Annotated in this window: 16 protein-coding genes; 10 read left to right on the top strand and 6 right to left on the bottom strand. The window is 69.0% G+C overall.

What is annotated here, in order from left to right:
* Nucleotides 1–59: 59 nt before the first annotated feature.
* Nucleotides 60–302, bottom strand: a complete 243-nt coding sequence (locus ACWGIC_RS20895) for a hypothetical protein (RefSeq protein ID WP_452077599.1) — start codon at nucleotides 300–302, stop codon at nucleotides 60–62.
* Between the two features lie 128 nt (nucleotides 303–430).
* On the opposite strand from ACWGIC_RS20895, the gene ACWGIC_RS20890 reads away from it, so the two are divergent.
* Complete coding sequence (locus tag ACWGIC_RS20890) at nucleotides 431–1315, top strand: DUF3800 domain-containing protein (RefSeq protein ID WP_452077598.1); 885 nt, start codon at nucleotides 431–433, stop codon at nucleotides 1313–1315.
* Nucleotides 1316–1385: 70 nt separating this feature from the next.
* Here ACWGIC_RS20890 and ACWGIC_RS20885 read toward each other — a convergent pair whose 3' ends face one another.
* Complete coding sequence (locus tag ACWGIC_RS20885) at nucleotides 1386–1805, bottom strand: DUF5709 domain-containing protein (protein WP_452077597.1); 420 nt, start codon at nucleotides 1803–1805, stop codon at nucleotides 1386–1388.
* 71 nt (nucleotides 1806–1876) lie between these two features.
* Between ACWGIC_RS20885 and ACWGIC_RS20880 the strand changes: the two genes are divergently transcribed.
* The 3 genes from ACWGIC_RS20880 to ACWGIC_RS20870 are packed head-to-tail and all read left to right on the top strand — an operon-like array spanning nucleotide 1877 to nucleotide 4982.
* Complete coding sequence (locus ACWGIC_RS20880) at nucleotides 1877–2950, top strand: VanZ family protein (RefSeq protein WP_452077596.1); 1074 nt, start codon at nucleotides 1877–1879, stop codon at nucleotides 2948–2950.
* A gap of 50 nt (nucleotides 2951–3000) precedes the next feature.
* Complete coding sequence (locus ACWGIC_RS20875) at nucleotides 3001–4479, top strand: AlkA N-terminal domain-containing protein (RefSeq protein ID WP_452077595.1); 1479 nt, start codon at nucleotides 3001–3003, stop codon at nucleotides 4477–4479.
* Nucleotides 4476–4982 carry a methylated-DNA--[protein]-cysteine S-methyltransferase gene (locus ACWGIC_RS20870; RefSeq protein ID WP_452077594.1) on the top strand — a complete coding sequence of 169 codons (507 nt, stop codon included), beginning with the start codon at nucleotides 4476–4478 and terminating at the stop codon, nucleotides 4980–4982. The genes ACWGIC_RS20875 and ACWGIC_RS20870 overlap by 4 nt, the downstream gene beginning before the upstream one ends.
* Nucleotides 4983–5717: 735 nt before the next feature.
* Here ACWGIC_RS20870 and ACWGIC_RS20865 read toward each other — a convergent pair.
* Together ACWGIC_RS20865 and ACWGIC_RS20860 are read right to left on the bottom strand one after the other, a co-directional pair.
* Entirely contained in the window at nucleotides 5718–6542 is an 825-nt protein-coding gene (locus ACWGIC_RS20865) for an isocitrate lyase/PEP mutase family protein (protein WP_452077593.1), read from the bottom strand.
* Nucleotides 6543–6629: 87 nt separating this feature from the next.
* Nucleotides 6630–7262 (bottom strand): peptide deformylase, encoded by a 633-nt coding sequence (locus tag ACWGIC_RS20860; RefSeq protein WP_452077592.1) that lies wholly within the window; start codon nucleotides 7260–7262, stop codon nucleotides 6630–6632.
* Between the two features lie 93 nt (nucleotides 7263–7355).
* Between ACWGIC_RS20860 and ACWGIC_RS20855 the strand changes: the two genes are divergently transcribed.
* Nucleotides 7356–8552: a cysteine desulfurase-like protein gene (locus ACWGIC_RS20855; protein ID WP_452077649.1), complete on the top strand. Its 1197-nt coding sequence runs from the start codon at nucleotides 7356–7358 to the stop codon at nucleotides 8550–8552.
* Entirely contained in the window at nucleotides 8553–9287 is a 735-nt protein-coding gene (locus ACWGIC_RS20850) for an enoyl-CoA hydratase-related protein (RefSeq protein ID WP_452077591.1), read from the top strand.
* Here the strand turns inward: ACWGIC_RS20850 and ACWGIC_RS20845 are convergent.
* A complete protein-coding gene (locus ACWGIC_RS20845) occupies nucleotides 9284–9832 on the bottom strand; it encodes a TetR/AcrR family transcriptional regulator (RefSeq protein WP_452077590.1) in 549 nt (182 codons plus the stop codon). The genes ACWGIC_RS20850 and ACWGIC_RS20845 overlap by 4 nt on opposite strands.
* The gene (locus ACWGIC_RS20840; RefSeq protein ID WP_452077648.1) at nucleotides 9732–10325 is read right to left on the bottom strand and encodes an N-acetyltransferase family protein; all 594 of its coding nucleotides are present in this window, start codon (nucleotides 10323–10325) and stop codon (nucleotides 9732–9734) included. Before ACWGIC_RS20840 ends, ACWGIC_RS20845 begins: the two co-directional genes overlap by 101 nt.
* Before the next feature lie 316 nt (nucleotides 10326–10641).
* Here ACWGIC_RS20840 and ACWGIC_RS20835 point away from each other — a divergent pair, with 316 nt between their 5' ends.
* The 4 genes from ACWGIC_RS20835 to ACWGIC_RS20820 all read left to right on the top strand — a co-directional run bounded on the left by ACWGIC_RS20835 (nucleotide 10642) and on the right by ACWGIC_RS20820 (nucleotide 14030).
* On the top strand, nucleotides 10642–11064 hold the full coding sequence (locus ACWGIC_RS20835; RefSeq protein WP_452077589.1) for a hypothetical protein: 423 nt from the start codon (nucleotides 10642–10644) through the stop codon (nucleotides 11062–11064).
* Between the two features lie 592 nt (nucleotides 11065–11656).
* A complete protein-coding gene (locus ACWGIC_RS20830) occupies nucleotides 11657–12232 on the top strand; it encodes an Rv1733c family protein (protein ID WP_452077588.1) in 576 nt (191 codons plus the stop codon).
* 809 nt (nucleotides 12233–13041) lie between these two features.
* Nucleotides 13042–13491: a helix-turn-helix domain-containing protein gene (locus tag ACWGIC_RS20825; protein WP_043828603.1), complete on the top strand. Its 450-nt coding sequence runs from the start codon at nucleotides 13042–13044 to the stop codon at nucleotides 13489–13491.
* Entirely contained in the window at nucleotides 13488–14030 is a 543-nt protein-coding gene (locus ACWGIC_RS20820; RefSeq protein WP_452077587.1) for a toxin, read from the top strand. Before ACWGIC_RS20825 ends, ACWGIC_RS20820 begins: the two co-directional genes overlap by 4 nt.
* The last annotated feature ends 322 nt before the right edge of the window (nucleotides 14031–14352 follow it).

Here is a 14352-nt window from a genome sequence, read left to right as displayed (position 1 = left end):
CACACCGCTCGCCCAGCCGCGCCGATTCACCCCACCCAGCCCCACTGTCCATAAAGGACTCAGGCGGCAGCCGCCCCGAGGTCTGTCAGCACCACCGGGCTCGCCGCCGCGCCCCGGCGGCGGGCGACTCTCACCAAGCCCCGGCGGAGCAACCGGTCCATCGCCTGCGTTTCCCACAGCGGGACCCGTCCGCCGACCGACCACAGGTAGCATTCCGCGACCCCGACGAATCCGTTGTGGACCAGCACCAGCCCGCGCCGGACGTCGTCCAGTGCGTGTGCGTCCTCTTCGACGAGCACCATGACCGGCTCCCTCCGTCCCCTTCATGGTGAAACGTCCGGGGCCGCCGGCACATCCGGGAATCCACCTCAGGGGTCCCCTGGAGAAATGGGGTCGCTCTCCCCTCGCCGGTCTGGCAGGATCGGACCTTGTGCGGGCGCCGACGATCGCGTGCGACGAATCCGGTTCGGAGGGCGTGAACCTGATCGGCGCGAACACCGCGGTCTTCGCGCACGCCGCCGTCCGGCTGGAGCCCGAGGCCGCCGCTGAATGCGTTGCGCGGCTGCGGGAACTCATCGGTTCGCCCGCGCTCGAATACAAAGCCAACCACCTCCTGCGCGCGAAGAACCGCGCCGCGCTGGAATGGCTGCTCACCGAACCTCTCGCGGACGCCGCCAGCGTGCTGCTCGTCGACAAAGCCTTGTTCCTGGCGGGCAAAATCGTCGACCTGCTGGTCGACCAGACCCCCTATCCGGAATGCCTGCGGCACCGTCCGGACGCGCGCGCCCGCGCCCTGCACCACGACGGCCCGCGCCGGCACGGCCCTCGCCGCTGGACCGAATTCCTGCGCTCGTTCACCGGACTGCTGCGTACCTCGAGCCGTCGCCTCCCCGCGACCACCCCCGCCGAATTCTTCGCCCAGACAGACGTCCTCGGCGAGCTGGTCGCGGCCCGCCCGCAGCTGACCTCGTTGCGCGGCGAACTCCTCGCCGATCCGGGCCTCGTCCCGCCGCTCGACCCGTTGATGCCCGCGCTCGCCGACACGATCGCGTTCTGGCAGCCGGAAAACGTCGTTCACGACGAGCAGCCGTCCCTCACCCCGGCGCGGCTCGCCCAGCTGCTCGACCCGGTGCCGCGGTGGCGATTCGTCGACTCGAGGTCCGAACCGCGGGTCCAGATAGCCGACTTCCTGGCCGGAGTCGCCCGGCGGCTGACCGAGGAAACCCTGCTCGGAGGCGGGGACGCCGAACTGGTCAAACTGCTGCGGCCGTACGTGCTTCCGGCGTCAGTCTGGATCGGGGACCCGGCGGACTAGCTCAGCGGCAATTGCCCCGGCCCGCAGCCGACTCCGCTGATTCGCACAAAGAACGTGCCCAGCAGGCGGTTCACCACTCCCGCGGGTTGACGACGTGCACCGCGGCTTCCTCCGCCGACGCCGCGCCGCCGTCAATACCGATGTCCGAGGCATACAGCTCAGCCTCGGTGTCCGGGCCGAAGCCCGCGTTGGTGGCCACCAAGCGGCCCGCGCGGAAGTCGCCGACCTCGTCGTCGACCAGTTCGCCGTCGGTGTCGTCGGTGTCGCCCAAGCCGTCGCCGTCAGGCGCGCGGACTTCCGGGAGTTCACGAGCCAGGCGGCCCTCCCAGCTTTCCCCGGCGGCTTCCTCCGCGGCGGTGGTGCCCCAGTCGCGAGTCGCGAGTGGACGTTCCGGCGGCGAATAACCCTCGTCGTACGGGTCGCCGTCCTCCAGCGTGTCCTCGGGATCCAGCACGCCGGTGTCGGCGTTGTCTTCGATGTCGTCGTCCACTGCTCCTCCTTCCCGCGTGCCCAGGTTACTGCTGCCCGCTAGCCTGTGCGCTCACACCGGGTGGAGGAACGATGACTCAGTGGAGCGGTCCCACGCTGATCGCCGTGTTCGCCGGATTCGGGCTGGCGTTCGTTTTGGTCATGCCGTACGTGGCGATCAGCTATCGCAAACGCGGCGAACTCGGCCTGCTGCGAGCGATCGCCGCCCCGGCCTTCCTCGTGTACTGCTTCGCGTTGGTCACCTACACGCTGCTGCCGCTGCCGAACGTCGACGCGGCGTACTGCGCGACGCACGAAGCGCTGCGGCACCCGGTGTGGAATCCCCTCCAGTTCCTTGACGACATGCGGCAGTTCAACACCGGGTTGCTGGACAATCCGGCGCTGCGCCAGGTGTTGTTCAACGTCGCCTTCTTCGTGCCGTGGGGCGTGTTCCTGCGGCGGCTGTTCGACCGGAGCATCGGATTCGCCATCGTCAGCGGGTTCTTCGTGTCGCTCGCCATCGAGACGACCCAGCTGACCGGCGTGTGGTTCCTGATGGAGTGCCCGTACCGGCTGTTCGACACCGGCGACCTGCTGGCGAATACCGTCGGCGCGGCGGTCGGCGCTCTTCTCGCACCCGTGCTGCGCCGTTCCGGACGGCTGCGGCCGGCCGACGAACCGCGTCCAGTCCTCGCCCGGCGGCGGCTGCTGGGCATGGTGCTCGATCTGATCTCGGTCACGCTGGTGGGCGTCGTGCTGAGCGTGATCGCGCTCGCGGTGCAGTACGTCACGAAGGGCACGCTGGAAAACAACACGCTGATCGACGACGTCCTCGGCCGGTGGGTGCCCACTGCGGTTCTCCTGCTGATCGTGCCGCTGGCGGGCAACGGCGCGACGCCTGGTCAGCGCGCGGTTCTGCTGACCGTCGTGCGCGCGGACGGGCGGCCGCCTTCGGCGCTGCAGTCGGTCGTCCGGTTCCTGATCGGTTCGGGCGGCTATTTCATCCTGGTCGGCCTGGACTCCGGGTGGACGTCGTTGTGGCTGCTGGCGCATCTGGTGTTCATGGTTTTCACCCGGGGACATCGGGGCCTGACCGGGCTGGTGTGCCGGTTGTCCGTCGTCGACACGCGGGCGGTGGTCCGGGAGCCGGTCGCCCCGCCAGGGTGATGTCGTTTTTTCGCGAGGTTTCGGGCGCGCGGCGGGGCAGACTAGTCGGCGTGTACGAGGAGACCGAACGCTGTGTCCGCGCGGTGCAGTCGAAGGATGACCGGTTCGACGGCTGGTTTTTCACCGCTGTGCTGACGACGCGGATCTACTGTCGGCCGAGCTGTCCGGTGGTGCCGCCCAAGGTCGAGAACATGCGCTTCTACCCGAGCGCGGCCGCCGCGCAGGCTGCCGGATTCCGTGCCTGCAAACGCTGCCGGCCCGACGCGTCGCCGGGTTCGCCGCTGTGGAACGAACGCGCCGACGTCGTGGCGCGCGCGATGCGCCTGATCGGCGACGGTGTCGTCGACCGGGAAGGCGTGCAGGGCCTCGCCGCACGGTTGGGCTACAGCGTCCGGCAGGTGGAACGCCAAGTGCAGGCCGAACTGGGCGCTGGTCCGCTCGCCCTCGCCCGAGCCCAGCGCGCCGAGACCGCCCGGCTGCTGATCGAAACCACGACGATGCCGATGAGCGATATCGCGCACGCCGCGGGGTTCTCCAGCATCCGGACGTTCAACGAAACCGTGCGGGCAGTCTTCGCCCTGACGCCGAGCGAACTGCGTTCGCGCGTACGCGGCGGCAAGCGCGCCAAGTCTCCGGGCGTGCTGTCGCTGCGGCTCCCGTTCCGCCGACCCCTGTGCCCGGACAACCTCTTCGGGCACCTGATCGCCACCGCCGTCCCGGGCGTCGAGGAATGGCGCGACGGCGCTTACCGCCGCACCCTGCGACTGCCGCACGGCCACGGCGTGGTGTCGCTCCGCCCGGAGCCGGACCACGTCGCGTGCCGCCTGAGCCTGACCGACCTGCGCGATCTGGCCGCCGCGATCAGCCGTTGCCGCTGGCTCCTGGACCTGGACGCCGACCCAGTGGCGGTCGACGAGCAACTCGCCGCCGACCCAACCCTCGCACCCCTGGTAGCCGCCGCACCCGGAAGGCGCGTGCCGCGCACGACCGACGCCGCCGAGTTCGCCGTGCGAGCCGTTCTCGGCCAACAGGTCTCGACCGCAGCCGCGCGTACCCACGCAGCGCGCCTGGTCCTGGCACACGGCACGCCGATCGAAGACCGGGAAGGCGGCCTGACACACCTGTTCCCGTCACCCGAGGCGCTGGCCGACCTGGACCCGGAAACGCTGGCCATGCCGAAGTCCCGCCGCGCGACCCTGCTGGGCCTGGTGTCAGCCCTGGTCTCCGGCGACGTCGACCTCACCGCGGGCGGTGACTGGGTCCACGCTCGCGCACAGCTGGCCGCACTGCCAGGCTTCGGCCCGTGGACGGTGGAGAGCATCGCCATGCGCGCCCTAGGCGACCCAGACGCCTTCGTCGCGACCGACCTAGGTGTGAAGATCGCCGCCGAAACCCTAGGCCTGCCAACGAGTCCAGCTGCGTTGATCGCGCACGCCAACCGGTGGCAGCCGTGGCGCGCATACGCGGTCCAGCACCTCTGGGCGACCGGCGACCACCCGATCAACCGAATTCCCGCGGTGTCGGCATGACCGTGGTGCACACCGTCATCGACAGCCCTGAAGGCCCGCTGACCCTCATGGCCCGCGACGGCGGCCTCGCCGGCCTGTATATCGGCGACGAGCAATACCGACCGCCACGCGCCGCTTTCGGCGATCGGGACGACCGCCCGTTCGTCGCGACGACGCGTCAGCTGAACGAGTACTTCGCCGGTGACCGGGACGAGTTCGACCTTCCGTTAGCTTTCAACGGCACTCCTTTCCAAGAGACTGTGTGGCGGGCGCTTCTGCGGATCCCGTACGGCGAGACCACGACCTATCGCGAACTGGCTGAATCGATCGGCCGCCCGACGGCGTCCCGTGCGGTCGGCCTGGCGAACGGCCGGAACCCCATCGGCATCGTGGTGCCGTGCCACCGGGTGCTGGGCAGCGACGGATCGCTGACCGGCTACGCGGCTGGGGTGGACTGCAAGCGGAGGTTGCTGGAACTGGAACGGGGTGGGCGGTTGGTTGCGGGGGCAGCCTTGGTGGGGTGAGCCTTTGTCCGGGTGGACGGCCGGGTTGTGGCGCGGCGCAGCCTGCAGCCTGTTCGGCTTGGCCCGGCCTGGGTTGGCTAGTTCGGCCCGGCCCTGGGTTGACTAGCTCGGCTCGGCCTTGAGCTGCTAGCCCGGCCCTGGGCTGCTAGCTCGGCCCGGCACTGGGCTGCCTAGCTCAGCTCGGCGGAACTGACCGTGCTCGCCCTGGCAAAACCACCCCGCTCGCCCGGCGAAGCTGGCCTGCGCACGGATAGCTGCCGGGTCTAGCCACCCGAGCGCGGCCCGTGCGCAAGGCCGATTCGCGACCGCGCTAGTGGCCAATCGTTGCGACGCAGACGCTCACCTCACCTTGCGTAACACGGTTCCTTGCCGCGTTGGCTCGCCTGGGACCTCCTACCTGGCTCTTGCACGCGGAGCGTGCAAGAGCCCCAGACAGCCCCTGGAAGAGCCGCCCCCAGGCGGGCCCAAACCCAGCAGCCGTCCAACCTCCGGCCTGCCTGGGCTCAGCTCGGCAACCAGCCGACCTCCGAACCTGCCCGACCCCAGCCCAGCAGCTTTCCAACCTCCGGACCCGCCCAGCCCCAGCTCAGCAACCAGCCGACCACCGGACCCGCCCGACCCCAGCCCAGCAACCATCCGACCGTCCAACCTCCGGACCTGCCTGGGCTCAGCCCAGCAACAGCCGACCGCCGAACCTGCCCAGCCCCAGCCCCAACGGTCGCCAGCCCGAGCAGGTCAGCCGAACCAGCCGTTCACCGTTCCGAAGTCCAGCGCACCAGTCACCTCCCCATAAGTCCCCTGCTTCAGCACCTCGGCCGCCGCGTGGTGGGCCAAGGAGTACGCAGCCTGGGCGATGGCCGTCCCCACGCTCACCCGGCGCACTCCGGCCGCGGCCAGGTCTGACACCGGGGGTGCGCCCGGTCCGGCCATGGCGCTCACCGGGATCGGCGAGGCTTTGGCCAGTTCTGCCAGTACCTCGAGGTCCACCAAGCCGGGGACGAAGATGCTGTCCGCTCCGGCGTCGGCGTACACGCGGGCTCGGGTCAGCACATCGTCGAAACGGCCGGCGGGTTCGCCGATTCCGAACAGGTACACGTCCGTCCGGGCGTTGAGCCACAGGTCTCCGAGACCGGCCGTCGCGGCGGCGGCGCGGGCTGCGGTGAAGCGTTCGGCCTGTTCGTCCGGGGTGAACAGGGTGCCGGTTCCGGCGCGGGAGTCTTCCAGGTTCACGCCCACCGCCCCGGCCTCGACTACTCCGGTCACGGTTTCCGCGACGGCTGAAGGGGCCAGGCCGTAGCCGCCTTCTACGTCGGCCGTCACCGGAACCTCTACGGCCGCGGCGATTTGGGCGATGACCGTCAGCATTTCCGCACGGGTGAGATGTTGCCCGTCGCCTCTGGCCAGTGCCCAGGAGACGCCGCCGCTGGTGGTGGCGACGGCTGGCGCGCCTGCGCGTTCGATGGCGACCGCGCTGCCCGCGTCCCAGGCGTTCGGCAGCACCAGCACGTCCGCCGCGTGCAGTTCGCGGAAGAGTTTTGCCTTGTCTTGCAACGAGTTCATGAGGTTCCTCCCCAGTGGCGGGCCCCGGGCGGGGCGACTGCGGAGGAACGTATCAGCGGGCACCGACAAAAACCGGGGCCGAAGAAATCAGGGGAGGTCGAAACCCAGTTCGCGGGCGGCGTCGGCGGGGGTCGGCTGGGTCCAGCGGCGGGCGACGGCCTCGTGGGTGGACAGCGAGCGCAGTTCGGCCCGGTCCAGGTACAGCACGCCGTGCAGGTGATCGGTCTCGTGCTGGACGATTCGCGCTGGCCAGCCGGACAATTCCTCGTCCAGCGCGGCACCGGTTTCGTCGCTGCCGCGAAGCCGGATCCGCAGGGCTCGCGCGACGACAGCCTGCCAGCCTTGCACGCTGAGGCAACCCTCGAAGAACGCGGCGGTTTCGTCGCCCACTCGGGTGTATGCCGGGTTCACGAGCACGCGGAACGGCAGGGGGACGATCCCGCGGGTGGCGAGGGTGGATTCGGCGACGCCAGGACGTTCGCGCGCGCCGTCCTCGACGACCGCGATCCGGACCGACAGGCCGATCTGCGGAGCCGCGAGTCCGACACCGGGCGCGGCGTGCATGGTCGCCTTCATGCCCTCGATCAGTGCGGACAGCATGCTGTCGCTCAGTTCGCCCTCGTACGGGCGGGCGGCGGCGCGCAGCACTGGGTCGCCTGCCTGCACGATCGGCCACGGCAACGGCTGGGCGAGCAGTTTTTCGACCTCTTCGGCGAGCACCGGCGGACCCCTCTCCAAGGGCAACGGGACAGCGGCATGATCGCACCCGCGCGGAGCACGACACTCGCCCGGGGATCAGGCAAGCTGGCAGCCGTGGCCTACGACGTGAACGCGATCCGCAAGCACTTCCCCGCGCTCGAGAGCGGCGCTGCCCACTTCGACGGACCTGGCGGCTCCCAGGTCCCGGACGTAGTCGGCGAAGCAGTGTCCTCGACCCTCTGCGCCGCTATCTCGAACCGCGGCACTGTCACCGCGGCAGAGCGTCGCGCGGACGGCGTAGTGCGCGAAGCCCGCCAAGCCGTCGCTGACTTGCTCGGCGCGCGCCCGGAGGGCGTCGTGTTCGGCCGCAGCATGACCCAGGTGACCTACGACTTCTCCCGCACTCTCGCGAAGAACTGGGGCCCGGGCGACGAGGTCGTCGTCACCCGGCTGGACCATGACGCCAACGTCCGGCCGTGGGTGCAGGCCGCCGAAGCGCGCGGCGCGACTGTTCGCTGGGCGGACTTCGACCCCGAGACAGGCGAGCTGCCGCCGTCATCGATCACCTCGCTGCTCACTGACCGGACGCGACTCGTAGCGGTCACCGCGGCGTCGAACCTCCTGGGCACGCGTCCGGACATCCCGGCGATTACCGACGCCGTGCGCGAAGCAGGCGCGCTGAGCTATGTGGACGGCGTACATCTGACGCCGCACGCGCCGGTCGACATCGCTGCACTGGGAGCTGACTTCTACGCCTGCTCGCCGTACAAGTTCCTCGGCCCGCACCTCGGTCTTCTCGCTGCCGCGCCGGATCTCCTGGAGACGCTGCAGCCGGACAAGCTGCTGCCGTCCAGCAACGCGGTGCCTGAGCGTTTCGAGCTGGGTACGTTGCCGTACGAACTGCTCGCGGGCACCACCGCGGCTATCGACTTCCTCGCGGGGCTAGTGCCGAGTGAAGGCAGCCGTCGCGAACGTTTGCGTACGTCGCTTACGGCTCTCGAAGCACACGAAGACGCACTGCTGCGGCGACTGGAAGACGGGCTTGCCGCGCTGCCTCGCGTCGTGCGCTACGGCTCGCCGACGCGGCACCGGACGCCGACAGTGTTGTTCTCGGTCACCGGCCTGACCCCGCAGGCTGTGTACGAGCGTCTCGGCGCACGCGGGATCAACGCGCCTGCTTCGACGTTCTACGCCATCGAATGCGCAAGGCATCTCGGCCTTGGCGACACCGGTGCCGTACGCGCTGGCATCGCGCCGTACACGACTGCAGCGGAAGTCGATCTGCTGCTCGCTGCTGTTGCGGAGCTGTGAATGAGCATCGAGACGACTGTCGACGGACAGGTCACCACCATCACCATCAACCGGCCCGAAAAGCGGAACGCGCTCACGAAGGCGATGTACGTCGCCCTCGCAGACGCCTTCGACACTGTCCGCACGCCTATCGTCGTACTGAGCGGAGCTGGCGGTGCCTTCACCGCAGGCAACGACCTCGGCGACTTCCTCGCGCACGAAGCCGGAGACCGCACGAAGCCGCCCGCGCGGGTCTTTCAGGAGGCATTGCTGGCGACGCGGGCAGTGGTGGTCGCGTCAGTGGACGGTCCGGCTGTCGGCATCGGCTCGACCCTGCTGCTGCACTGTGACCTCGTCTACGCCACCGAACGCAGCTACCTGCAGTTCCCCTTCGTACCGTTGGGATTGGTCCCGGAGTTCGGCAGCAGTTACGCACTGCCGCGCCGAGTCGGTCCACAGAGGGCGACGGAGTTGCTGCTGTTCGGAGAACGGCTGCCTGCAGTCGAAGCGAAGCAACTCGGCTTGGTCAACGAAGTGCTCCCTGACGCGACAGCTCTCCGTGAGCGTGTCTCGGCACGCGTCGCAACACTCGCCGCACGGTCAGTGCGCGCGTTGACGACGACGCGCGCGCTGTTGCACGACCGCACCGACGCGAGTGTCGAAGAGCGAATGGAGTCGGAGAGCAAGTACTTCGCCGAACTGCTGCACGAACCGGACACTGTCGCGACGTTGCGCGCGAAGCTCAACCGGCGTTAGCGACGGCGGCGCTTGTCCACTGCAGCGTCGAGAACTGGACCTAACTCCTCGACAATGGTGTCGAGCGCCGTCACTGAGCGCTCCGCGCGCGCCAACACCACGGCCCCTTCGAGCGCGCTGATCATCAACACTGCCAACGAAGCAGCGCGCGCCGCCGGTACGCCCATCTGCTCCAGTGAGGCCACGATGGGCTTGCGCCATTGCGCAAAGGCGTCCTTCGCGCGCTCGCGCAACGGTTCACTCGACGCCGCCGTGTCGGTGACTGTGGCCACCAGCGGACAGCCGCCGGCGTAACCGATCTCGATGAACTCCGCGCGCCAGTACTCGACAATCGCGGCGAAGAGCGCGGACGGCGTCGGGTCCGTCATCGAGTCCATCGCGCGCGTCACGCGGCGCGCGGTGTAGCGGCCTGCCCAGTCGATAGCCTCGCCGAACAGCTGTTCCTTACCGCCCGGGAAGTAGTGCTGCAGCGACCCCCGCGGCGCCCCGGCATGCGCTACTACTTCGCGCATGCCGGTGCCGCTCAAGCCCTGCGTACGCAGCAACTGCGCAGCGCTGAAGACCATCCGGTCGCGCGCCGGCCGTTCCGTCATCGAACGTCTCCTCCGTGACCGTCAGCTCGTACTCGTTCTCGCCGCCGTACCCCGGGACGAAGCGGAACCCGCACGTCCGCAGCAGTCCCTCCGCGGCGACGTTGCCATCCTGCACGGTGGCGTGGAGCGTCCAGTCTCGCCACTGCTCAGCGGCCAGCCCGACCAGCCCGCGGCCGATGCCCCTTCGCTGCCATCGGTCGGCGACGAGAAGCCCCAGTTCAACGCGGCTGCCCTCCTCTGCGACCGCGTTCAGCAGCCCCGCGGGCACGCCGGAAACCTCGGCGACAAGGGCGGTGCCGGCGAGGAGAAATCGCTGGTACCGGGACAGGACCACCTCCGGGTCGAGCAGGCCGCCGAGGGTGAACCGGCGGCTCAGCGATTCCGGTGAGCAGTCCCGGACGAGATCGGCCACGGAACCGGCGGTGGCCGGTCGCACGGCGGTCATGACAGTCGTCATAACCCGAGGGTCGCACACGGCGGCGGCTATGACAAGCGTCATGGAAGTTGTCACGCTGCCGACACGGGCCGCGCGACCCGCCGGCCCGGGACCGCGCGCGGCCACCGGTTTCGGGCAAGGGGAATTCACTTATCGTATCCGCGATACCCCATCGGCGGTAATTCCACCGATTAATCGGGCGCTGACCACGATGCGTGTTCACTGGGCCTCTTTGGGTGAAAACGGTTCCCGATACCTCCCGGGAACCCGGTTCTTCCTTATATTTTCCTGGACGCTCCGGCATGCGAGCAAAGGAGACACGGCCATGACCCAGTCGCTCGAGGTTCCGACGAAGGAATTCTGTCTCGACTGGACGATGGACGGCGACAATGGCGGCAGGGTGCACTTCACCCTGTCCGGCCAGGTGAGCCTGTTGGACGGCAAGCGGTTCTACAAGGTCGACGGCGTGCTGTACATCGCGGACGGCAGTGCGTACTGCCGGGAGATCGGGAACCCGCGGCTGCACGTGCGGCGCAACGGCGTCGAGGAGACCGGACGGCAATGGGGCTGGGAACCGATCAGTTCCCGCAAGAGCGCGAACCGGCTCTGCACAATGGACGGCTATTTCGTGCGGACGGGCTACTGGGCGCCCGCCGATCGCAGCATCCAGCTCGGAATCGTCGCCGAACACGGGATCACCCGGCGGCGTTCGTACAGCTCTACCGAGACGATTCGACTGGTCGACTGAATGGTTCCCGGATACCGGGATTGTTCTTCGGTTTGTGCGCGGCAATGGCCCGATTCCGGGCCGGACGGCAGTGAACGATTTCGTCGCGGCTCGGGCAGGCGAACCCGCCCGAGCCGGCGGCGGCGGAAACCCGCGGTTGCCCCCTCCCGAACGTTCGGCGCCCGCGGCGTGAACACCCAAGACCGCTTACCCGCCAACACGAACCGTGCGAATCAGACGATCCGCCGCACGACCGCACCGCTGAACCTCCGGTACCGCAACCCATCCGCGGGCAAACCCGGCGAAAGACCAGTCTGGGCAACGTGCGGCGGGGCGTTAGAACCGGCGAAACATTGGCCTGGACCACTCGCCCCGGTACCGCGGCGCGCGCACCGGGACCGGGCCGAAACCGAGGCACCGCAGCCCAAACCTCCACTCGTCGTCACCCACACGGGTAAACCCGAGGCTGGGAGGTAAGCAGAAACACACCGGATCCCCAGGAAAAACGTGAAAAACGTTGTGCGGGACACAGCGCTCGCGCGCGCGAAAGAGGACCATGAGGGGCATGCGGAACAGGACTCGGGCAGGCAGACCACCACACCCTGGTAAACGATTGCTCCGACGGCTCGGCGTCGTGCGCAACCCGCTCGTCCGCCGGTCGGACCGGATCGAAGGCGTGCTCGCCGGGATCGTCACGCTGCTGGCGCTCATCGCGATTCCCTTCGCCATGACGATCGGCAGCGCGGACATCGCCGCGGAGACCGCCGCGTCGGACGCGCAGCTGCAGTCGCGGCACCAGGTCACCGCCACGGTGCTCACGACAGCCACGCAGCCGGCCGCTTCCGTCGGCGACAGCGCGCCGATCGCCAACACCGCGCGCGTGAACGCGGTCTGGAAGCCGCCGAACGGCGTGCAGCGGACCGGGATCATCACGGTGCCCAGCGCTTCCGCGACCGAGGGCTCGACCACCGAGATCTGGCTCGACGACACCGGCAAGCAGACGACCGCCCCGCTGACGCACGCGGACGCGGTCACCAACGGCGTGCTCGTGGCGGCCTTCTGCTGGCTGTGCGCGGTCGCAGTGCTGGGCGGCGCGTTCTGGGTGGCGCGGCGAGTGCTCGACCACCGGCGCGCGGCGCAGTGGGCGGCCGAGTGGGCGCAGCTCGCTGGGCCGGAAGCGGTTCGCTGACGTTTCCGCAGGCTGCGCTCGGGCACCGGAGTTGCGCTCGTTCGGACCGAGTTCGCTGAGGTCTCGGCGGGCTGTGCGCGGCCGCTGAAGGGGTTCTGCCCGGTCGGACCAAGCCGGGTTCGCCGACGTTTCCATGAGCCGTGCGCGGCCGCCGGACGGGTTCTGATCCGTCGGACCAAGCTGAGTTCACTGGCGTCTCCCCAGGCGGCGCGCGGTCGCCAGGGAGTTCTGCCTCAGTGGGCCGCGCAGTCGCAGTGCTCGCCAGGGAGTTCGGCTCAGCCAGCCCTCCGGCACGCGAACGCCAATCCGGAAGGTCCGCTGACAGTTCCGCATGACACGCGCCGCCACCATGCCCACCAGGCCAGGACGTCGACCGCTCGATCACCGATGCCCCGGAGACCGTCAGACACGCGGCCCGGCGAGTCCGCAGGCCACCCTCGACCGCCTCACGGCACCGATCCGCCGTCAGGAAACAGTCCGCCGACCTCTCCGCCGACCACGCGCGGTTCCGGTCCTCCACCACCGGTTCCTGGACCGCACGACGGACGCGGAGCGCCGGCCCGGAGGCAGTCCGCTCACGTCCACTGCCTCCGGGCCCGGCCTCGGCGGACCGAGCGGGGCGACACCCCCAGCGTCGCCCCGGGCCGGTACTACGCCTGCTGCTCTTGCCCGGATGTGGCGAGTTAGCCACCAGCTATCTCGTTGAGGCACAGTCTTGTGGAGCCCTTCGCCGATTGTCAACTGTGAGCTAATCTGAGATAGTCGCCTTAGCTGAGAGCAATCAGCTGCAACTGGAGGGGCGTAGCAGCATGTCCGAAGACACTCAGCCGGCGGATGCCCGGCCCACCCTGGCCTCCAGACTCGACGACCTCTTCCGCACCGTGCGCCCGCAAGGACGGCACTGGACGAACGCCGAGGTGGCAGCCGAACTGAAGCGGGCCACGCCGGAGCTGAAGGTCGGCGCGGTGTACTTGTCTCAGCTGCGCACCGGCAAGCGGACCAATCCCTCTCAGGAGCTGCTGGCCGCTCTGGCGAAATTCTTCGGGGTCTCCGTCGCGTACTTCTTCGACGACGAGGTCGCCGGGTCGGTGCTGTCGGAGCTGGCCGCGGTGGAGGCGATGCGCCAGGCAGGCGTCCGGGCGGTCGCGATGCGCGCGGCGGGCATGCGCGAGGAAAACCTCCAGGCGATCACCACGATCATGGACCAGTACCGCAAAATGCAGGGGCTTCCCCCAGTCACGGACGAAGCGGCGCGGTGACCGGCACCCCGTCCGAAGCCCCGCAGCGGCGCGAGCAGCTGCGGCGGATGCGCGACGAAGGCGCCCAGCGAATCGCCGAACTCGACCTCCCACCGAAATACGACCTGGCGACGCTCTGCGCACGCCTCGGCGAGATCCGCGAACGGCGGATCACCCTCGTGCCGCTGCCGATGCCCGCGTCGCACCCGTGCGGCATGTGGGTGGCCGCACGGGGCGAGGACCTGATCTTCTTCGACGCCAACACCACCGGGGCGCACCAGGAGCACATCATCTTGCACGAGCTGGGTCACATCATCTGCTGCCATCGCGGCTCGGGTCTTCTTGACGACGAGAGCGCCCGCTCGCTGTTCCCCAACCTGGACCCGGACATCGTCCGGGACATGCTGATGCGCGCCACCTACGACGACGCACAGGAGCAGGAAGCCGAAATCATCGCCTTCCTCCTGTCCGAACGCATGGGCACCCCGTCGAAACCGATCGCCGAAACCCCCAAAGCAGGCGAGAAACCGATGGACCGGATCGAACGCTCGCTCCTCTAGCCCCACCCCGACGCACCCAATGCCACATTCGGTGCATCCCACGCACCCAATGCCACATTGGGGCACAAGCCCCACCCAGCCCACCGCACCCAACGCCACGTTGGGTGCATCTGACGCACCCAACGCCACATTCGGTGCATCCCACGCACCCAATGCCACATTGGGGCACAAGCCCCACCCAGCCCACCGCACCCAACGCCACGTTGGGTGCATCTGACGCACCCAACGCCACATTCGGTGCATCCCACGCACCCAATGCCACATTGGGGCACAAGCCCCACCCAGCCCACCGCACCCAACGCCACGTTGGGTGCATCTGACG

The sequence above is a fragment of the Amycolatopsis sp. NPDC054798 genome (assembly GCF_053611505.1).
This window is presented reverse-complemented; position numbering and strand designations above follow the sequence as displayed.